We start from the raw sequence: 20,468 nt of genomic DNA on the forward strand, positions 1-20,468 counted from the left end.
GGCCGGAACCGTTGGACCCGATTGTGGTGAACGGCCTGACAGAAGAGTTTGTCATCGACTACACACCGGAACTCAAACAGCAGGCGATGGAAATTCTGAGCGATTATCGAATAGGTGGTCTTTATGTGCCGCCGCTTCCCGTTAACCACAACAATGATTTTATTAACAACGTTGGCTGCCAAGGTGGGGGTAACGTCATTCCCCATCCTCCGGTCGGTGATCCCGATACCGGTATCATGTACGCGTCACACAGTCGTAACTGCAGGGCTCAAGGGTTCATGGAACCTACGAACGGCGTTGACTTTGACCGCACTGACTTTGCAATGCCGGGCCCAGGCGGTGCTACTCCCAACAGTACTCCTACCACGGGCACTACGGTGGCAGCATGGTTAATCGGAGGAGGGGGTGGCCTGCCGACCATCGAAGGTCTGCGGCTTTTTAAGCCCATGAATAACCAGCTCTCCGCATTCCAGATGAACACCGGCGAGCGGCTCTGGTCGTTGCCGGTTGGTGAGACCCCTGAGCGTATTCGCAACCATCCGCTTCTTGTAGACGTGGAGATATCTAATGCCGGTGGAGCTGGGTGGTCTATTCAGATGGTCATGGGCGATCTTTTGGTCCAGACTAGGGCGCTCAGTCAGGGTGGTGTTCAATATGCTCCCGATGCTCCGTTGGAACTCCATGCGCGCGATAAATTCACCGGAGAGGTCCTTGGGAGTGTTGAGCTTCCGGCCCCGGGGCAGTATGGGATGATGACCTACATGCACCAAGATAAGCATTACATTGTGGTGCAGATTGGTAGCATCCGAACAGACTTTCCTGGTTCGCTGGTGGCGTTGGCGCTGCCGTGATTCGGTCCAGTCAGTCGAGGGAAGCTGCAGGTTGATTTTCGATCACTTGAGAGTCTAGATGAAGACTATCGTCAACAAGACCGGGCAACCATTGAAGGTCAGACTTTCTCAGGGACGGATCCTACGCTTGGGCCCAAGAAAGGAAGGACAGATCGCCACGCACGATGTGGAGCGTGAGTCTGTGAGAACAATGGTAGAGGCTGGGGAGGTCGTGGTGTTTGATGACGTCTCTCCCGCCGGTTCCAGTTCTAGCAAGGGGCTAGGTGGAGTTTCGCGCTCGCAGGGGCGTGGCCGACGGTTCTTGGGTTCGACGCGTGGTGAACGGTAGTAAAAAATGGTGTTTATATCGTGTTCGAGCTACCGGTGATTCTGCGTTCTTTTTTCAATTAACGAGAATAGTCAGCGCGGTGCTTCTGGGGGTAGCTCGGTCCACCTCTACCTTCAGTAAGCGCTTATTCGCCAACGCCGTTCTGAAGTGCCGGTACCATCTTTGCTTTCGCTTCGTTGCGGTTTCGTGAACGATCATGTTGTCTGTTGCTAAACCGAAACGTCGCAACGTGGCTATCATTGCTCATGTCGACCATGGTAAGACGACACTTGTTGACGCCCTGCTTCATCAAAGTGGGGTATTTCGTACTAATGAGCAAGTTGCCGATCGTGCGTTGGATAACATCGATCTTGAGCGAGAACGTGGCATCACAATTATGGCGAAGAACACGGCGGTTCGCTATCAGGATGTGACGATCAACATTATCGATACCCCCGGCCATGCTGACTTTGGCGGGGAAGTAGAGCGCACGTTAACTATGGTCGACGGTGTTCTACTTTTGGTCGACGCGTCCGAAGGTCCTCTGCCACAGACCCGCTTTGTTTTGCGGAAGGCGCTTGAGCGTAAACTTGTTCCGATCGTTGTTATTAATAAAATCGATCGAAAGGACGCTAGGCCGGCTGAGGTTTTAAGTGAGATATACGATCTGTTCATCGATCTTGAAGCCAGCGACAAGCAAATCGATTTTTCTATTCTCTACACTAACTCAAAGGCTGGTACGGCGACCACTGATTTAGAGAAACCTGGAAAGACGCTACGACCGCTTTTTGAGGCCGTCATCGATTCTGTGCCAGCTCCTCCAGGGGACCCTCTTGCGCCCCTACAGCTCCTCGTTGCAAATCTCGATTCGAGCGACTATCTCGGGCGTATTGCCATCGGTCGCATCTTTAATGGCACCGTCAGATTAGGTGACCAGGTGGTAGTCGCGAAGCTTGATGGCAAAGTGGAAAAGACTCGAGTGACGAAGCTCTATGCCTTTGACGGGCTCCGACGTGTTGAGATCGAGCGGGGGACAGCTGGTGACATTGTCTGTCTCGCCGGAATCGATGATATTACGATCGGCGAGACGATTACTGACCCTGAGGCACAGACGCCGATTCCACCAATTCACATTGACGAGCCGACTGTCTCGATGATCTTCGGAGTGAATACGTCACCGATGTCAGGACGGGAAGGACAGCACGTCACGTCACGCAATCTCCGTGACCGACTAGATCGAGAACTAATCGGTAATGTCTCGATCCGCGTGGAAGACACCGATTCGACTGATCGAGTCATGGTCATCGGCCGCGGGGAGCTTCAACTTTCTATTCTTATCGAGATGATGCGGCGTGAGGGGTATGAATTAGAGGTCTCTCGGCCTGAAGTCGTGACCCGGAAGAAAGCCGGCCAGGTCGTAGAGCCGATCGAGGAACTGGTTATTGATGTATCAGAGGAATTACACGGCGTTGTAATTGCACAACTCGGCACGCGTCGCGCGACCATGACAAAGATGGTAAACCATGGAAGTGGTCGTGTGCGACTTGAATTCCGCGTGCCAACCCGTGGTTTAATTGGATTTCGATCTCAGTTTCTAACAGACACCCGAGGGACTGGCATCATGAATCACCTCTTCGCGGCTTGGGAGCCGTGGCGCGGGGCCATCAGTGCTCGCCCAACTGGAGTGCTTGTCGCGGATCGTGTTGGTAAGACCACCGCGTACGCGATGTACAATCTTCAGGAGCGTGGCGAACTATTTATCCGGCCTGGCACTGAGGTCTATGAAGGGATGGTCGTCGGTGAAAATGCACGTCCAGCAGACCTTGACGTTAACGTTACCAAGGAGAAGAAGCTCACCAACATGCGGAAGTCAACGGCGGAGGAGGCCATACGCCTTGTATCGACAAGAAGATTGAACCTTGAGCAGGCGATCGAATTTATTAACGAGGATGAGCTAGTTGAGATCACTCCTGAAAGTATTCGGATACGGAAACGAATCCTGTCAGCGTCCGATCGGCGAACTAGGGAAGAGCAGCACGAATGACTGCACCTTTTGCTGTAAACAGTCTCGAACCTTAAACAGAAAGCGTCTTTACCCTTGATTCTCAGCTGAGAGTAACCACGCGGCGCCCTTATCGAACGGCACGTCTTTTTTTAGCAGGAGGGAAGCAGACCGGACGTTGTAGTACGCGCCGTGGAGGGAAGCCTTCGGCTCCAGTCCATTTTGTAGGTCTTTGGCCATATCGAGAAGTAATTGCCGGTAGGCGATGATGGCTTTGTCGGAGGTGCCGAGCATTTCCTGGCTCCGGTCCGCAATTGGTCCCATGCTTTCTTGGACGGCAACGTCTTGATTAGGAATGCCCTTAATGCCCGTGAAGTTAACGTTTTTCTGCATGTCACGGTCAAGCCCGTAATCGTTTTCCTTGTTCCAGACAGGCCGATAACTGTCGTCGATTGGACCCCATAAGCCGGTGCGAGGGTGGAAGAGAGCTTGCTCTTTCTCGGTAAAGTCCCGGTGCGGATGGCAATTGAAGGACCAAGTCCAGGTGTTTTCGTCATCAATGGGTACAAACGCATGTCCAGAATAAGTGTTTTGGCTGGAGTCGTTCGTGTTCTCTCTCATAATCGGTGGGATTATTGTCCAGAATGGAACAAGAAACTGTGTGATTCGCCAGTAGAACGATTCCTCCGTGGCATTCCGGCTGGCGCCGATTAAGAGGCCGTAGTCGGTGTCCTTGACAGTAAAAACCGGTGAACGGTCCCTTGAGGTATAGCCTTTATGGCCGGTTGTAGCCTTCGCGGCGGGAGTGAGATCTTCCAGATTTCGGTGGAGAAACGAAATATGGCTTGAATCAATGCCACCTTCGACCGCCTGAGCCCAGTTGCATTGTTGGGAGCGTTTGGTGATTTCACAACGAGATTTTGGTAGGCGGGCCCACTCAAAATCTGGTAGCTCTGGCTTGAGTTGATCTGGACCCAGGTAGACCCACACGACACCGCCCCGTGTCGCTGTCGGATAGGCTGCCGTCCTCGCCTTCTCCTTAAAACCCGGTTGTTCGGAAGGCATGTCGACACACTGGCCGGTAACGTCGAACTTCCAGCCGTGATAGACGCAGCGGAGCCCACATTCCTCGTTGCGACCGAAATACAGATGGGCGCGACGATGCGGACAGTAGGCATCCAGTATTCCGAGTTTTCCCTCGGTATCGCGGAAGGCCACGAGGTCTTGTCCCAGGAGACGCAACCGAACGGGCGCTCCGTCGTTCTCGCGAACTTCCTCTTCCGTGAGTGCCGGTATCCAGAACCGTCGTAAGAGTTCGCCCATGGCGGCGCCTGGCCCCACACGTGTAAGGAGTTTGTTGTCTTCTGGTTTCAACATTAGTTTTTCCTGCCTTAATGTCTAGGGTAAGGGTATGTGGAGTAGAGGGGAGAAGCGGACAAGGCAACCGTGTTCAACACCCCTTTATCTCCCAATGCCTATTACAGGCCATAACTCTCCTGCGGGGGCTAAGTTAACGGACGAAGTTCGTATCTATATTACCGCCACGAGACACGGACGAAAACATGGAACAAGCTTAGCCAACTAATAGGCAGCAGATTCATTGCAGACAGCATTTCTTGAACTTACGCCCGCTTCCGCATGGACAAGGCGAGTTTCTGCCCAACCGTGGTCGACCTCGCAGTAATTCTCGCCGCAATGCACCAGCACGGGTGCGGAGGTTCTGGTTAAACACACGCTCGAGCGCCCTGTAGAGGGCTGGGTGTTTACGTAACATCACGCCTGGACGCTCAAAAAAGTACTCGGCTGTCACGGCCAAAAACTCCGCTTCGTTCGTGAGTGCGTAACGGTCGATATCGGATTTTCCAGCCTCGATTTCGACCATCTTGCGTCGCATCAGATCAATCCAGGGCTCGATTGCCTGCCGATCAAGTCCAACAGATGGCACGCCATCGATCACCCCATCCGTTTTGTCAACCAGATGCGCAAACTCATGGATACCCACATTGCGTTTATCGGTCATGTTCCTAAAGCCATTGATAAGATCTGGTTTAGACAGGATCATGAGGCGATTCAGGCTTCCCGTGCCAATCATACCTAGAGTGTTGTGATCTTTACTGTCACCGATCTCAAACTCGCGGTTGAAGCGGGTCGGGTATATCAACACCTCGTCGATTTGGTCCCACTCCCAATCGGGGAAACCGAAGATTGGGATGATCGCGCTGGCGGCAGCCAGTACCCGTGTTGTTGTGTCAACTTCCACTCTGATGCCGGTGATCCGTTTTTCTCCTAGGAACACCTGGAGATGACGACGGAACCGCCGACGTTGCTCTGGATCGAGGACCCTGAAGAAGATCACCTCTTGCTGTAAAACGGTTTCCCACGCTGGTGGAAATGTTTCGCAGAGGATGGTGTGACGGCGTCGGATCTTGCCCGTCTGCCAGAGATACATTCCGAACGCTGGGACCAGTGCTAGAACCAGCGCGGTGTCGGCTAGTTGCCAAGTGCGGGTCGCCACGAGTACAACCAGTGCGGACACAATAAGCGTCAACGCCGCCAAGACAAGTGCCCAGGCGCGAGTCCGTCGTTTCCAGGCAGTGAATGTCTTGGTGGGACTAGACTGCTCGTCAGTGTCAGCAGACGATGCCAAGCGAAGATTGTTCATCGTTGAGTTACGTGCTCCTATTTGGCCGAGACGATGAACATGTTAGCGTCCATCGTCTTAGCAGTATCCAGAATTCTAATCTTTTTCTGTACGGTTTCATCCGGCTGTAAACATGCGCAAAGACTTCATGTCTGAAGCGCCACATGACATACTTGCTCTCCTCCAAGGAATGGTCTCGTTCGGGTGACTGATGGAGAACACGACATGTCCGATCGCTCTCAGCAGATATTTCGGGATTTGCCGGAAATAACCGAGGCTACTGACACATTGGGGCGAAGCCGGCTGGGTAGAATGACGTGATATCAGGACCTATGCATATTGCGTTCCTCGGTTGCGGCTTAATAACAGGGGTTCACAGTCGTCATTTGAAGGCTCTGAGAGATGACTTCCTGTTGAGTTACGCCAGTCGTACTGCCTCAAAATCAGAAGCTTATTGTCGGCGTTACTTTGGCGCAGGAAGCTACGATAGCTACAGCAAGGCCATTGAGGATCCTTCGGTTGATGCGGTGATCATTGCTGTACCACCATGTTTTCATTTAGAGCTCACCCTCGAAGCACTGTCAGCTGGTAAACATGTACTAGTCGAGAAACCGGCCTACCTGCGGATAAAGGACTATCTCGAGGTTGTGGCCGCACGCGACCGGGCAGGATGTGTGGTAGTGGTAGGTGAGAACGACCACTATAAGCCGTTAGCAGTCTGTCTGAGGCGATTGTTACGGGAGGGTGTAATTGGCGAGATGGTCTTTGCGAACTTTACGACTCTCGCTAAGCGTTTAAAGACTGCCGATGATTGGCGAAATGATGTTACGGTCGCTGGTGGTGATGCCTTCTTTGAGGAAGGGATTCACTGGTTACACCTAGCTAACAGTCTCGGTCCCATGATTACTGAAGCACGGGGATATCAACCCACTGCCTCACAAGCCGGCATCGATAAACGCGACAAGAGTATGATGGTTGCTTTCCGGTACGACAATGGAGCTGTAGGCGCGCTTTTTTATTCGCGTGAGATCCCATCGTTGTTTCGAGGTTTGCGAGTGTCGAAGTTGTTTGGACGTTCCGGGATTATCTCGTTCGAATCCAATGGTGTTGCAGTGTTGGTGAGAGGCACTGGAGTGCCGAGGCTGGTTCTACCAGGATTCGAAGACATTCGTGGCTATCGGGCAATGTATCGAGACTTCCTTGGGGCGGTCCGTAATAACCGCACGCCTGAAATGAGTCTTGAAACAGCAATTGCTGACCAGCGACTCATGGATCAGGTCTACGCCACGACTGGGCTGTCTGGCAGTGTAGTTAGTGCGACACCGTAGCTGTTATTTCTACAGATGCCAACCTGGCGTTACGACATCATCATTATCGGTAGTGGTGCAGGAGGGGGAACTTTGGCGCATGCTCTCGCCGACACCTCGGCGGAGATACTCATCCTTGAGCGCGGTGATTTCATACCGCAAGAGGACGAAAACTGGAGTCCCAAAGCGGTTTGGAAGGACCTGCGTTACCGGACCAAAGACACTTGGCTTGATAGTTCTGGCAAGGCGTTTTTACCGTACACTCATTACTGTGTTGGAGGTAACACGAAGTTTTGGGGAAGTGTGCTCTATCGGTTACGCCGAGAGGATTTTGGAGAGATCGAGCAAGCAGATGGAGTGTCACCAGCTTGGCCGATCGACTACCAGACGTTGGAGCCGTATTACGAACGAGCCGAGAAGCTGTATCAGGTTCGTGGTGAGAATGGTATGGACCCAACTGAGGCTACGAGGGGGCCGTTTCCGCACCCGGCAGTTCCACACGATGAGGGAATGGTCAAGTGTGTGACCCAGCTTCGGCAGCAAGGGCTCCATCCGTCGTCACTGCCACTTGGACTACGCAGTCCTGGATCCCAGAATGGGTGCATCTTGTGCAACACCTGCAACTCGTTTCCTTGTCTTCGTCATGCAAAGTGCGAGGCTGAAGTCTGCTGTGTACAGCCTGCACTTGAACAGCCAAACGTTACGTTGTGGACAGATGCTCATGCTCAGCGTCTGCTAATGGAACCATCAGGGTCTCGAGTTGAAGCGGTTGAGGTGAGGTGCCAGGGTGAAACACGGCGCGTGGAGGCTCCGCTCGTTCTAGTGTCCTGTGGCGCAGTGAACTCAGCGGCGCTCCTTTTACGGTCAGCCAACGATCGGCACCCCAATGGACTGGGTAATTCGTCGGGACTAGTGGGTAGGCGGTACATGGCGCACCTAGCTACTATGATGCAAGGTTTTCATCCGTTTCGGATTAATCACACGATTTTTCAAAAGACAGTTGGGATTAATGATTTCTATCTGCATGGTCCGGAGGGCGGCTATCCGCTTGGGCAGATTCAGTCACAAGGCCGGACCCATGGAGTGATGGCTCAGACCGTGGTGCCGTGGATACCGCTCTGGGCCTATAACGCGTGGGTGGCGCGCGGGATTGATTGGTTAGCCATTTCAGAAGATTTACCAAAGCTAGAGAATCGCGTCACGATCGAAACGAATGGGCAGATCCGCCTACATTACCAACCGAATAATGTGGGAACTCATAACCGGCTTGTTCGAGAGATGAAGAGGATACTTCGGCGGCTCGGATGCTGGTTTGTAATCGCCTACTCTCACAAGGAACAAAACACGACTCATCAGTGTGGGACTTTATGTTTTGGCATTGACCCGAGGAAATCTGTTCTTAACCCGTACTGCCGGTCCCATGACATTGAAAATTTATTTATTGTTGATGCATCATTCTTTCCATCATCGGCTGCCGTCAATCCCGGCCTAACCATTGTGGCGCAGGCACTAAGGGTGGCCGATCACATCAAGACGACGGTGCTGGGCTTGAGAATCGAGAAATCAACAGATGGGATGTAGAAGTAAACGAGCAATCTGAGTTTGAGGTTGAATAGTGTCTCACTTCAGAAGCACTAACCGGTAACTTAAGCTAACGTACTTAAGAGGCCTTTAGTCAACTAGGAGATGTGTCGTGCGCGTTAGATCGTTCAGTCACTGTGGCATTACGGTTTCAGATTTCAATAAAGCTGTTCGCTTTTACTGGGACGTGTTCCGATGTCCGCTTGTGGGTGTAGCTGATACGCCATCAGACCGCGTTCGTGATTTCTTCGGCGTAGATGTTGATCGGCCGACCTGTAAGATCGGTTGGATCCGTGTCCCAGGTGGCGCTGTGCTTGAGATCTTTGAGTTTCAGCCAAATCAATCACCAACTGACATTTTGTGGAATCGAGTGGGGCTGACTCACATTTCATTCAATGTTAGAAACATACAGAAGTGGTACGACTACCTAGTGAGAAAGGGAGTCGAGTGTGTTAGTCAACCCGAACGTTCGCCTCGAGGTCATACTTTCTTTTTCGTGAAAGATTTTGACGGAAATCTCATTGAACTCATGGATCTCGGATACATGTATTACGTGCTTGACTGGCTGGGTCCCCTTGGTGGCTGGCTGTTCAGGCGGGGGATGTATCGGCAGTACTACGGACCACCGGAGAGTTAATCTGTTTTGCAGCCTGACTCCCAACCCGCCAAGGAGGTTCTTTGTTACCAGAAGTTTTTGGGTTCGAAATAGAGGTTTTCAATCTATAATTCACTAGTTTTCACCGTTTGAATATTTAGATTGGAATGCCTTAGGGGGCGAAACCGCTGTTTTGAGGGGGGCTTGATGTCTGATCGACGTCGAATGAGGTTTGGAGTGGTGTTCGGTATCGGGGCCATGTGTCTAATGTTTACTGCTGTAGCTTGCTCTGAACCTGAGGTCGAGCCGGTGGAGGAAACGACTGCAGCTACATCGGCCCAGGTAGGGGCTGGCGGCTCAGATACTGAGCCTGTCAATGATCGTCCAAATCCATACGAAACGATTGAAGATTACTTCACGTTACCTGAAGGCCGAACCTGGGGCGCGACGAGTGCAGTCGACGTCGATATCGATGGGACATCGATCTGGGTAGGCGAACGGTGTGGTGCAAATGGTTGTGCCGATTCTGATTTGCCTGTCGTCCTTAAGTTTGACGCTGATGGCAATGTCGTGACGAGTTTCGGTGGCGGAATGTTCATCTTCCCGCATGGTATTCATGTGGATGCTGACGGTAATGTGTGGATAACGGATGCGCAGGGTCCGAATGGTGAGGATCCGAATCGGGACGGCAAAGGACACGCAGTTTACAAATTCAGTCCAGAGGGTGAGATTTTACTGACACTCGGCACTCCTGGTGAGGCTGGTGATGGGACTGGCGGTCTACTGAATACGCCTAATGATGTGATCACGGCGCCTGATGGTTCAATCTTTGTAGGCGATGGACATGGAGGACAGAGTCCAAATGCACCGCCGGAGACCGTCGCTCGCGTCGTGAAATTCGATAGCGAGGGTAACTACCTCATGCATTGGGGAGGACTCGGTTCTGAGCCCGGCCAGTTTCGGACGCCACACGGGCTGGCATTTGATTCCGAGGGGCGGCTATTCGTAGCTGACAGAGGGAATGTGCGCATTCAGATCTTTGACCAAGAAGGTAATTTTCTGGATGAGTGGTATCAGTTTGGCCGTCTGAGCGGCATTTATATTAATCAGGACGACATGTTGTTCGGTGCTGATTCGGAATCCAGCGATCGCAGTAACCCGGGTTGGGCACGGGGTATCCGGATCGGAAGTGCACAAACCGGTGAGGTTGCCTACTTTATTCCTGATCCTGAGCTGGAACCCGGGGGTACCTCGGCAGCTGAAGGCGTAGTGGTCGACGCTGCGGGTAACGTGTATGGAGCCGAGGTTGGTCCTCGGGCGCTAAAAAAATACACCATGCAGTAGTGCTCTGACTAAGCCTATTTCGTGCGCGCATCTCAGGAAGGACTGCGAGAGGTGGTCGGTTGCTGGCTCGGGAGGGAAGTCTAAGGCCATCATTTGATGCCCTGCGGGTTGAGGATGGCTGCTGTGTAATATTGATTTGGTTTCTGCGGAAACGGCGGTTTCTGGTAAGGCCCCGTGGCGATGGGCTACGGTGGCCGTGTGTAGTGCACGATTCTAAGGTTCCGAGGAGGATCATATGTCACTCTCACGTCGCGCGTTTGTTCGCCGGCTCGGCATGGGTAGCGCTGGGATTGCATCGGCGTCGTTCATCATTGGTCATGGGCGCGAGGAGTTGGTCGCGCTTGGGTTCGAGGATTTTGAACTCGAGGACGCCATGCAGCGGCAGCGTGCGGCAGTTCCTCCGGATGCAATCAAGCTGAGTAGCAACGAAAATCTTCGCGGACCCAGTCCTAAGGTCCTTGAAGTGCTGAGGCAGCATCCCTCAACAGCCTTGGGTTATGGCTATCCGGTACCGAGTAGTCGTGCGTTCACCCAGGCACTTGCAACAGCGCACAATGTGGAGCCGCAGCACGTGATTACAGCTACCGGTTCTGGTGCCATTCTTCGAGCAGCGCAAAACGCCTATGTGACTGATTCAAGGCCGCTTGTGTCTGGGGATCCGTCCTATATGCGAGGTGCCGAGCGATCTATTTCGGTGAACTCAGACCTATATCTCGACCTCGATGCGATGGTTGACGCTTCCAACGGTGCCGGGCTCGTGTTTCTTTGCAACCCGAATAATCCAACGTCAACGATCCACCCGCTGTCTGATATCGAGACTGCGGTGCGTGCGATCAAGCGGAGATCGCCTAATACGGCCGTCCTGATTGACGAGGCGTATATCCACTACGCAACGGCTCCGGGTGTCGGTTCTGGTGATCAACTGTCAGTAGAGTTACCAGACGTGTTTATGACACGCACGTTTTCGAAGGCGTTTGGTATGGCTGGCATGCGTATGGGATATGGAATTGGTCAGCCTGAGACTCTCCAAAAGTTACGCCAGGCATGGGGCCTTGGGAGCATCAACGAACTTCAGAGCGTGGCCGGGATTGCTGCGATCGAGGACACGGCCCACATGGAGTGGGAGCGTGAAGAAAATCGGCGGGTTCGGGAATGGACGCTGTCACAGTTCGAGGAGATCGGCTTTGGCGGACCCGCGTCGCAGACAAACTTCATCTTTGTGGAACTTGGGCGTCCTGCGTCAGAGTTCCGTGATGCATGCCGGGCGAATGGCATCTTGGTGGGGCGAGATTTTCCTCCGATGGAGCAAACGCACGCACGTATCTCGTTGGGAAGGATGGAGGATATGCAACGGGCGATGGAGGTTTTCAAGAAGGTGTTGGAAACCTAGTTGTTGCTTATTAGGGTCTACGAACCACAACAGGGCCGGACGCCGCGTGAGTTGCGGCGTCCGGCTTTGTTATTTGTTTCTACTGACTGTTAAGTAATCTATAACATCTTCACAATGGGCTTTTACTCCACGATATTTCTAAGAAGTCCTTCTATACGAATCATCGGCATCTTGGTGCTTCTAGGGGTCTTTGTGGAACTGGTCTGTGCTCAAGACTCCAGTGATCCTCCTGGCCCGTTAGAACACATTGGGGTGATTGAGCATCAGCCGGTTAACGAAATTAGTGGTATTGCTAAGAGTTCGACTTACGACAATGTGTATTGGGTCCACAACGACAGTGGCGGAGGGGCGCGACTTTTTGCTGTTGATAGTAGTGGTCAGGTGATTATTCCGGATTTCATGACTGACCGATTTCGTGTTGGCCGGGAATCTGTTATTGATGGACCCCCGCTGTGGCCGGGCACTCAGATTCTGTTGTCTGAGAATGTGGATTGGGAGGACATCGCTCTTGCTGATGGGTACTTATTTATAGGCGACATGGGTAACAACAGCAATGCCCGGCGCGATTTGGGAGTGTATGTTGTTGAGGAACCTAACCCGAGAGCTGTTCCCGCGACGCGAAGCTTGAGGTTTTTGCCGGTAGAGTATCCTGAACAGGAGTTCTTTCCAGGCCGAAAGTGGCACTTTGATTCGGAAGCACTTTTTGTCTTCGAAGAGAAACTCTATTTTCTTACCAAACACCGTGTGGCAGGAGAGATGGCTGCTGCGAAGGCTGGCACCAATCTTTACCGCCTCGATTCCAATTACACCGACCGGAAGAACGTGCTAACACTCGTGGGCTCGAGAACCGACATCGTCTGGCCAACAGCCGCCAGCCTATCCCCAGATGGAAATTTGCTTGCAATTCTGACACTAGACGCCCTTTGGCTGTTCTCAAGACCGCCGGTGGGGGATGACTGGTTGTCAGGTAAACTTCGACAGATTCCGCTCCCGAGGGACCGCACACAGCAGGTGGAAGCGGTCTGTTGGGATGATTCGAAAACGCTTCGTATCGCAAACGAACAGCGTGACTTATTTAGTGTTGACCTGACAATGGATCATTCGCCGCTTCGAGGCGATTCGAAATCTTAAAGAGTATCTTGACAGTACTGCAGTTCCAGAGGTAGAAAGCAGATCCTTGGTTCATGCGTTAAGCGTAAAGGAGTGTTATGCGACTCGTTCCTATATTGGTCATGATCACGCTTTTCAGCCCGGTCCCGCTCACGGCGCAAACGAGTGCCGAACCGTTCAAGCTTGGCACGTTCGAAATTGATGGTAATCAGAAGGTAGGTATCGTTCTTCGGGACAGCTTAATCATTGAGCTCGATGCTGCAAATCGAGTGCTTGAAAATGGCTTGTCGTATCCGATGATTCCGATGCCTGCCGACATGCTTGAACTCATTGGTCGGTATGAATACGGCATGAAGACTAGGATTTATGAGATTGTGACTCATCTGGTTGAAAACAACCACCTAGGGGATGGGCGGCCTGATTATGTCTACGAAGTTGGCGATGTTAGAACTCTCGCTCCGATTAACCTTCCAGGAAAGATTATGAACGCGGCGGTCAATTTCTACAGCCATGTTAACGAGTCTGGCACACCTGAGGAACGCACAGAGGCTCGACGGCTACGGCGCGAAGAGCGAGGCGTGCCCTACTTGTTCTTGAAGCCGACGCGTGGTGTGGTTGTCGGTAACGGTCAGCCGATTGTCCTTCCTTACGGCCGTGATCGAATTGATTGGGAAGTTGAGCTTGCGGCAGTGATCGGAAGGACAGCGAAGTACGTTTCGGCCACCGAGGCTCCGAACTACATTTTTGGCTACACGGTTAGCATGGACATTTCTGACCGTGGTGGCCGTCCTCCAGGTGGTAATGCGACCCGATCCGACTGGTTTGTTGGAAAGGGACACGATACTTTCGCGCCGATGGGACCATGGATCGTGCCGAAGGAGTTCTATGGTGATCCGATGGAGAAGCTTCGACAGACTTTACGTGTTGGTGATGAGCAGATGCAGGAAGCGACTGCCGGTGACATGATTCATTCGCTCTGGGAACTGGTTGAATATGGTTCCTCGATCGTTACGCTCTACCCGGGCGACGTTATCAACAACGGGACGTCAGGTGGTACAGGTGTCGGTACGGCTGTTCGTGGCGAACAGCGATTTCTTCAACCCGGTGAAGAGATCGTAGCGACGATTGACGGCATTGGCACTTTGACGATGCCCGTCGTGTCCGAAGAGTCTCCGGCCGGAGGTACTGGTGCCCGTCTTCCGCCGGTTAGTAGCTATCGGCGTTGAATAGAGCAAATCCCGGTTGCTCAGTTAATCTGAAAACGAAGTTAATCATGCGTCAGTGTCTGTTTGCTTTGATGGCAGTGCTCATCTTGGTGCCGTCCCTCGCATCGTCGCAAGCCCTAGAAATTGCAGTGGAGCGAGATCTTATCTATGGACGTGTTGAGGGGGCAGCCTTGCTGGCCGACATCGGCTATCCCGATGGGCAGAACGGGTTACCTGCGATCATCTATGTCCATGGTGGTCGGTGGCGAGCAGGTTCACGCACCGGACGAAACGCTCTTGATGTTGAGCAGTGGGCTGGGTTCGGCTATTTTGCGATGACGATTGACTATCGGCTGGTGGGAGGCTCACCCGCACCAGCTCCTTACCTTGATTTGTTGTGTGCGATTCGATGGGTGCACGCGCACGCTGACGAATATGGGATCGACTCAGATAATGTGTATTTGATTGGTAATTCTGCAGGTGGGCACTTGGTCGCGTTAGCAGCAACGCTCGGCGAGGGGTCGTTTGATCGGGTGGGTGGATGGAGTGATGCTCGGAGTGACATTCGCGGCGTGATCAGTGCAGCTGGACCTTACGAGCTAAACACTCTGTCCTGGGGGGATTTATGGACACCGGCCGGGGGCGACGTCCACGCTGCTAGACGCCTTGCTTCACCGATTCACCAGATCACCGAGAACACTAAACCCATCTTGATTATCCATTCAGACGATGATCAATCTGTCCCGATACAGCAAGCCGTTCAGATGGCAGATGCCCTCAAGGCTAAGAATGTTCGCCACGAGTTTGTGCACTATGTGGATCGCGGCCATATGGCGATCACTGACGAAGTGATTACAGAAACGAGGGACTTCATCAAGGCGATCGGTGGGACGTAATTCCGGGATACGTTGTGAAGGCCATGTACGTTCGTGAAGGAAATGGGTGTAGGCGGTTAGACGATCGCCTTGGACAGACGTGTTAGCGTTTCGGCCAATTCCTGAATCCGATCGTCTACTTGGCTGTCGCTGACCCTCCCTTCGGTGAATGCTTCCTTCGTCGCATAAACGAATCGTGGGATCACTAGGCAGCGAAAATCCAGCATCAAGCTATTTGCTAGACTCATAACCGACATGTAGCTTCCACTGCCACCAGCGGCGCACAGGAATCCGACAACTTTATTCATCCAAGCTTGGCCTGTTAACTCAACCAGGTTCTTAGTGGCGGCACTCGCGTCGTAGTTGTACACAGGGGTTCCGATGAGCACGCCCTGGGCATTTCGGATAAGTGTGTCAAGTTTAGCTACATGCTCCGCGTCGCAACTGTTGTTCCCGTCGCAGAGCGGGAGCGGATGGTCAACTAGGTCGATAAGTTCGGCTTCGTGTCCGGCAGTCGTCAGGCGTTCGTACGCTCGTCGGGCGAGAATGCGCGATCTACTGGCGGGCCGAAGGCTACAACTGACGACAAGATACATATGTTTGTTTGAAGCTCTGAGCCAAGATTCTGACCACGCCTCTTGTCGATCGTATCACGGTGCTAGTATGCCCTAAGGTTTCTTATGGTCATATACGGTAGTTGAAATTATTTACAGTTTCTAGGTCTGTACTCAAGAACTCTCAGAGAGATCGGATTTTCAAAGAATGATTATTTGTGGATCGGTCGAGCCTCTTAGGTATTTCTGCTAGGAGCCGAAGCTATCTTTTTTTGCCTCACCGTTTAACTGTGTTTGAGCCCACTACTACAGTAGGATCCGGACATACTTTTGGTAAGTATCAGATTGCGCTCGTGGTGGCTCTACCAACAGCTTGGGGGTGTGCATGAAACGGCGATTCGTGTGTGTCTATTTGTTGGCATTTCTAATGGTTCTGCCTGTTACCACGACTGGACAGGAGATTGGGCCAGAAAACGGTTCTCTTGTGATAGTTGGTGGGGGACGGCTCGACTCAGAGATCCTTGAGCGTTTTCTAGACCTAGCTGGTGGCGCTGATGCGCCAATCGTTGTCATCCCCACAGCCGGTGGAGGTCAGCACTACGACCAGTATTATCCCGGCCTGCGCCTCTTTAAGGCAGCGGGTGCAACGAATTTAACAGTAATTCATACGACGGATTCAGCTGTCGCAGATACCGTGGCGTTCGTGCAGCCGCTCCTCGAAGCTAGAGGTGTATGGTTTCCAGGAGGTCGTCAGTGGCGGCTGGCGGATGCTTACTTAGGCACGAAGGTACACGGACGAACTTTGGGCGCTTTTGGGCCGTGGAGGAGTCATTGGTGGTTCGTCAGCCGGCGCCACGATTCAGGGGTCCTACCTGGCGAGAGGTGATACCGCGACGAACACAGTCATGATGGGGGATCACGAGGTCGGTTTGGGTTTTCTTCGTAACGTCGCTATTGATCAGCATTTACTCAGACGTAATAGGCAGTTTGACCTGCTCGAAGTGATTACGGCACATCCAGAGTTGCTTGGGATCGGTCTTGACGAGAACACCGCCATCATCGTACAGGGTGACGAGTTTGAGGTGATCGGCGCGAGCTATGTGGTGGTTTATGCCGCGGAACGTCAACTCGACTCGGGTGGTCAGTTCTACTTCCTGGCGCCAGGTGATCGATACAACTTGAAGGCTCGTGAAGCAACCCGGCCGCGACAGTCGGCGTCGCCAATCGATAGGGTGGTTAAGGAGCCGTGGACACCGCGTAGATAGGGTCCTACCAAGCGCTGGCCAGGACCTTTTTTAAAGGAAAATACACAGAGGGCTACTAGATTATAGAAGCCCCAAGTCTAGACATTACTGCCTGTAATCTAAAGTAGAGCTCACATTCCCGGCGGGACGAACCGCCCGTCGGCTGCTGTCCAGCCACCGTCGACGAAAAGCACTGTACCAGTTACGTAGCTAGACGCGTCGGAGGCCAAGAAGATTGAAGGACCGACCATTTCGTTGGGTAACGCCCAACGTTGAAGGACGCTCTTTGAGGCGTAGGCAGCATACCAATCATCGTTGGCCTTTATGGGCACAGTGAGTGGGGTTTCAACGATTCCCGGAGCGATCGCATTAACCCTTATCCCGGAGGGACCCAGTTCGGTAGCCGCAGCGCGCGCTAGTTGCACGATGCCGGCCTTAGTCGCTGCGTAGACCGACTGTCCAGGCTCGACCACCTGCGATCGGATCGACGAAAAAAGAATGATGCTACCACCCCCATGCACCGTCATCGGTTTGGCTGCGGCGCGGAGCACGTTGAAGCTCCCCTTCAAATTGAGTCCGATTACAGCGTCAAACTCCTCAGAGGTGTAGTTAAGCAGTGACTTACGCACGTTAATACTAGGAGTACAGATCACAATGTCGAGATGGTTGTGTTCCTCAACGATGCGATGAAAAGTTGCGTCCACGGCCTCGGCGTCAGTGATATCCAGCGCTGAAGCATTGGTGGTCAGTCCCTCTTGTCGTGCTGTCTCTGCTACCTTGGCTGCACCTTCGCCGTTAATATCGAGACAATGCACCACTGCTCCGTGCCGAGCGCATCCCATTGCCACGGCTTCACCGATGCCCGAGGCGGCCCCGACTATGGCAGCGACTTTTCCTTCGAGTCCAAACATTCGCATGCCTCGTTTCACCTCTCTCTCCCTTCTGGTCTCATCGAAATCCTCGCTGCCCCCACAAGTCCGGCCGTAGTTACTGACACGATGAGTCCAACCATAGCTGGTGTAACTATCTGGACAGTTGCAGCGAGGTGGGTAACAAGGACTGCAGTTACACCAGTTATGATAGCCGCCAGGATCTCAGGCGTTCTTGTCCAGCGCAAATAGAGTCCAGCTATGATTGGGACGAATAGACTGACACTCAGTAGTGTGTAAAAGATGGTCATCACATCGATGACCGATTCGGCTACCACGCTTAACGCAACACCCAACGCACCACCTCCGGCAGCTGCGAGTCTAGCAACGCGTAGAACCGTCACATCATCGGCTCTTGGTGATAGGTAACGACGATAGAGGTCCTGGCTGAGTGAGGTGGCCAGCATGAAGAGAATGGCATCTGCCGAACTTACCTCGGCCGAAAACAGCGCGACAAGTCCGAGGCTGCCCACGACCGGCGGTACCGATTCCATGAGGAGAGTTGGAAGCGCGAGGTCTGGATTTTCGAGCCCGGGATGTGCTGAAAGCGCCACTAGGCCAAGTATTGGTGGAATGGCCGCGAATAGTAGTAGAGCAACGGCGTTTGCACCCACCCCAACTCGCACCGCGCGATCATCGGTAGCGCTGTAAACCTTCTGTAGTAAGCCTGGAGATACGATGAAGGCAGGCACTAGCATCGGAATCAATATCCAGCCGCTGTTGGGGCCGTTTGAGAAGTTCCCGTAGTCGCGATCGGCAACGCTAATGACTACGTCCCACCCGCCGACCGAATCCACGGATAGTGGCAGGGCCAAAGCGAAGCCAAGTAGCAGGACGATTAACTGAATTAGGTTAACGCGGGCCGAGGAAGCAATACCGCCTGCGGAAAAGTAGATTGTCATGACGATCCCGCTAAGAAGACAGCCCGCGGATTTCGGTAGGCCGATTGCCGCGTTTAGTACCCATGCCAGTGCAATGAGCTGGCCAGCTAGGATGGCAATCGTGCCGAACCACAGTAGTACAGTGATCAGCGCACGTACGCTGTGCCCATATCGGTACTCTAAAAAATCACCGACCGTCCGCAGATCGTGGCGTGCCGCAACCGCGCGAATTCTAGGTCCTATCCAGAGGGCGAGCACAATGGAGCCGAACCCGGCTGACCCTACCCACCACCAGGCACTCAAGCCTGAAGTGTAACCAAGACCTGTCGCACCAACAGTAGAACCAGCACCGATATTCGCAGCTAGCATTGTTGAGAAGAGAAGGCCTGCACCAAGTTTTCGCCCAGCAACAAAAAAGTCACGGGTGCTTCTGACCCTGCGGGAATACCAGAGTCCCGCGACGACGAGGCCGGAAGCGTACACGAGTAGGATCGGAAGGTGGAGATTCACTAGTGCGTACTGTCGAGATCACGAGCGGCCGGATATCCTGCTACGCCGGTTGCCTGCGTAGCTGCACGAACAATCGCCTTTGCCATGACGTCCGCAGCTAGAGCACCGATAGTTGTTAGACTGATCGTGCTGTCGAAGGTGCCAGTCGCCATTGCGAAGATCGTGTCGCCATCAAACGGCGTGTGCACCGGCACGATTGCTCTGGCGTAACCGTCGTGGGCCATCTGCGCCATTTTCGTAGCTTGCGATTTGGTGAGGATGGCATTGGTTGCGACGATACCGATAGTCGTATTCTCGCCGGTAGAAGCGTCGGTTACCTCACCAGTTCGAAGCAGTACCCTGGCGTCGGCGAGTTCCAGTCCATTTTCGGTTCGAACGCCCGCGATCACTCGACCCGTTGCCGGATTGATGATGTCGCCTACGGCATTGACCGCGACTAACGCTGCCACCGTGAGGCCGCTTTGCAGTTTGATCGAGGCAGTACCGATACCAGCTTTCATCGCACGTTCAGGCCCTCGGAATTTACCGATGGTCGCGCCAGCACCAGCACCCACGTTTCCTTCTTCGATCACACCTGAGCTCGCCGCCATCGCAGCGCGATAACCACATTCCGCTGTTGGCCGAATTTCTGGCGGGCTTCCAAATCCGAGATCCATCAGGATCGCGGCCGGCACAATTGGTATATGTGCGGTACGGGTTTGGAAGCCGATGCCGCGTTCTTCAAGGTACCGTACGACCCCTGTGGCAGTATCGAGACCGAAGGCACTACCCCCGGAGAGTACGATCCCGTGCACTTTCTGTATCGTATTGACTGGGTCAAGGAGAGCAACCTCCCGGGTGCCGGGTGCTCCTCCTCTTACATCTACACCTGTAACGGCGCCGGCTTCGGTCAATACGACCGTACACCCGGTTGGACGTTCGACCAGTGTGTGGTGACCGACGCGCACCCCTTCTACTATTGTCAAACCAAACCCGACGGATTCAGGCTGTGTGCCAACCATCGTAATTGGCACAGCAAGAAAGGCTGCAAGAACAAACGGAATACTGGCTCGCTTTAGCTGTGTCATCCTGATTATTTCCATCACGCCACCCGTCAGGATGATACTCGATGGGATCGAACTGAGGAAGGTCAGTCCACTGCT

The 20,468-nt window shown here is 53.2% G+C and carries 19 protein-coding genes; 13 read left to right on the forward strand and 6 right to left on the reverse strand.

Annotated elements, in window-relative coordinates:
* From QGH09_06820 to typA, 3 genes are all read left to right on the forward strand, one after another.
* On the forward strand, positions 1-851 hold an 851-nt coding region (locus QGH09_06820), incomplete at its 5' end, for a hypothetical protein (protein ID HJO17892.1).
* A 58-nt stretch (positions 852-909) separates the two neighbouring features.
* A complete protein-coding gene (locus tag QGH09_06825) occupies positions 910-1,179 on the forward strand; it encodes a hypothetical protein (GenBank protein ID HJO17893.1) in 270 nt (89 codons plus the stop codon).
* A gap of 196 nt (positions 1,180-1,375) precedes the next feature.
* Entirely contained in the window at positions 1,376-3,202 is a 1,827-nt protein-coding gene (typA, locus tag QGH09_06830; protein ID HJO17894.1) for a translational GTPase TypA, read from the forward strand.
* Positions 3,203-3,250: 48 nt separating this feature from the next.
* On the opposite strand, the gene QGH09_06835 is transcribed toward typA, so the two are convergent.
* Together QGH09_06835 and QGH09_06840 are read right to left on the reverse strand one after the other, a co-directional pair.
* The gene (locus QGH09_06835) at positions 3,251-4,537 is read right to left on the reverse strand and encodes a Rieske 2Fe-2S domain-containing protein (GenBank protein HJO17895.1); all 1,287 of its coding nucleotides are present in this window, start codon (positions 4,535-4,537) and stop codon (positions 3,251-3,253) included.
* 220 nt (positions 4,538-4,757) lie between these two features.
* Positions 4,758-5,822 (reverse strand): zinc-dependent peptidase, encoded by a 1,065-nt coding sequence (locus QGH09_06840; GenBank protein HJO17896.1) that lies wholly within the window; start codon positions 5,820-5,822, stop codon positions 4,758-4,760.
* A gap of 311 nt (positions 5,823-6,133) precedes the next feature.
* On the opposite strand from QGH09_06840, the gene QGH09_06845 reads away from it, so the two are divergent.
* The 8 genes from QGH09_06845 to QGH09_06880 all read left to right on the forward strand — a co-directional run bounded on the left by QGH09_06845 (position 6,134) and on the right by QGH09_06880 (position 15,229).
* On the forward strand, positions 6,134-7,129 hold the full coding sequence (locus QGH09_06845; protein HJO17897.1) for a Gfo/Idh/MocA family oxidoreductase: 996 nt from the start codon (positions 6,134-6,136) through the stop codon (positions 7,127-7,129).
* Positions 7,130-7,144: 15 nt separating this feature from the next.
* On the forward strand, positions 7,145-8,689 hold the full coding sequence (locus QGH09_06850) for a GMC family oxidoreductase (protein ID HJO17898.1): 1,545 nt from the start codon (positions 7,145-7,147) through the stop codon (positions 8,687-8,689).
* Positions 8,690-8,801: 112 nt separating this feature from the next.
* Positions 8,802-9,326 (forward strand): VOC family protein, encoded by a 525-nt coding sequence (locus tag QGH09_06855; protein HJO17899.1) that lies wholly within the window; start codon positions 8,802-8,804, stop codon positions 9,324-9,326.
* Positions 9,327-9,491: 165 nt separating this feature from the next.
* Positions 9,492-10,628 carry a peptidyl-alpha-hydroxyglycine alpha-amidating lyase family protein gene (locus tag QGH09_06860; GenBank protein HJO17900.1) on the forward strand — a complete coding sequence of 379 codons (1,137 nt, stop codon included), beginning with the start codon at positions 9,492-9,494 and terminating at the stop codon, positions 10,626-10,628.
* A gap of 235 nt (positions 10,629-10,863) precedes the next feature.
* On the forward strand, positions 10,864-12,018 hold the full coding sequence (locus QGH09_06865; GenBank protein ID HJO17901.1) for a histidinol-phosphate transaminase: 1,155 nt from the start codon (positions 10,864-10,866) through the stop codon (positions 12,016-12,018).
* 192 nt (positions 12,019-12,210) lie between these two features.
* Positions 12,211-13,149 (forward strand): hypothetical protein, encoded by a 939-nt coding sequence (locus QGH09_06870; GenBank protein ID HJO17902.1) that lies wholly within the window; start codon positions 12,211-12,213, stop codon positions 13,147-13,149.
* 77 nt (positions 13,150-13,226) lie between these two features.
* Positions 13,227-14,354, forward strand: a complete 1,128-nt coding sequence (locus QGH09_06875) for a fumarylacetoacetate hydrolase family protein (protein HJO17903.1) — start codon at positions 13,227-13,229, stop codon at positions 14,352-14,354.
* Positions 14,355-14,401: 47 nt separating this feature from the next.
* The gene (locus QGH09_06880) at positions 14,402-15,229 is read left to right on the forward strand and encodes an alpha/beta hydrolase (protein HJO17904.1); all 828 of its coding nucleotides are present in this window, start codon (positions 14,402-14,404) and stop codon (positions 15,227-15,229) included.
* A gap of 56 nt (positions 15,230-15,285) precedes the next feature.
* Here the strand turns inward: QGH09_06880 and QGH09_06885 are convergent, their stop codons facing one another.
* Positions 15,286-15,804, reverse strand: a complete 519-nt coding sequence (locus QGH09_06885) for an NAD(P)H-dependent oxidoreductase (protein ID HJO17905.1) — start codon at positions 15,802-15,804, stop codon at positions 15,286-15,288.
* A gap of 343 nt (positions 15,805-16,147) precedes the next feature.
* On the opposite strand from QGH09_06885, the gene QGH09_06890 reads away from it, so the two are divergent.
* Together QGH09_06890 and QGH09_06895 are read left to right on the forward strand one after the other, a co-directional pair.
* Entirely contained in the window at positions 16,148-16,648 is a 501-nt protein-coding gene (locus QGH09_06890) for a hypothetical protein (protein HJO17906.1), read from the forward strand.
* Positions 16,575-17,027, forward strand: coding sequence for a Type 1 glutamine amidotransferase-like domain-containing protein (locus QGH09_06895; GenBank protein ID HJO17907.1), 453 nt, complete (start codon positions 16,575-16,577; stop codon positions 17,025-17,027). The genes QGH09_06890 and QGH09_06895 overlap by 74 nt, the downstream gene beginning before the upstream one ends.
* A gap of 110 nt (positions 17,028-17,137) precedes the next feature.
* Here the strand turns inward: QGH09_06895 and QGH09_06900 are convergent, their stop codons facing one another.
* From QGH09_06900 to QGH09_06910, 3 genes are read right to left on the reverse strand one after another with little or no spacing between them, the layout of a single operon-like run.
* Positions 17,138-17,935 carry an SDR family NAD(P)-dependent oxidoreductase gene (locus QGH09_06900; GenBank protein ID HJO17908.1) on the reverse strand — a complete coding sequence of 266 codons (798 nt, stop codon included), beginning with the start codon at positions 17,933-17,935 and terminating at the stop codon, positions 17,138-17,140.
* Positions 17,932-19,326: a sodium:solute symporter family protein gene (locus tag QGH09_06905; GenBank protein ID HJO17909.1), complete on the reverse strand. Its 1,395-nt coding sequence runs from the start codon at positions 19,324-19,326 to the stop codon at positions 17,932-17,934. The genes QGH09_06900 and QGH09_06905 overlap by 4 nt, the downstream gene beginning before the upstream one ends.
* On the reverse strand, positions 19,326-20,393 hold the full coding sequence (locus QGH09_06910) for a P1 family peptidase (GenBank protein ID HJO17910.1): 1,068 nt from the start codon (positions 20,391-20,393) through the stop codon (positions 19,326-19,328). The genes QGH09_06905 and QGH09_06910 overlap by 1 nt, the downstream gene beginning before the upstream one ends.
* Positions 20,394-20,468 lie beyond the last annotated feature (75 nt).

Source organism: Vicinamibacterales bacterium (assembly GCA_036012125.1).
Classification (GTDB): Bacteria; Acidobacteriota; Vicinamibacteria; order Vicinamibacterales; family UBA823; genus UBA11600.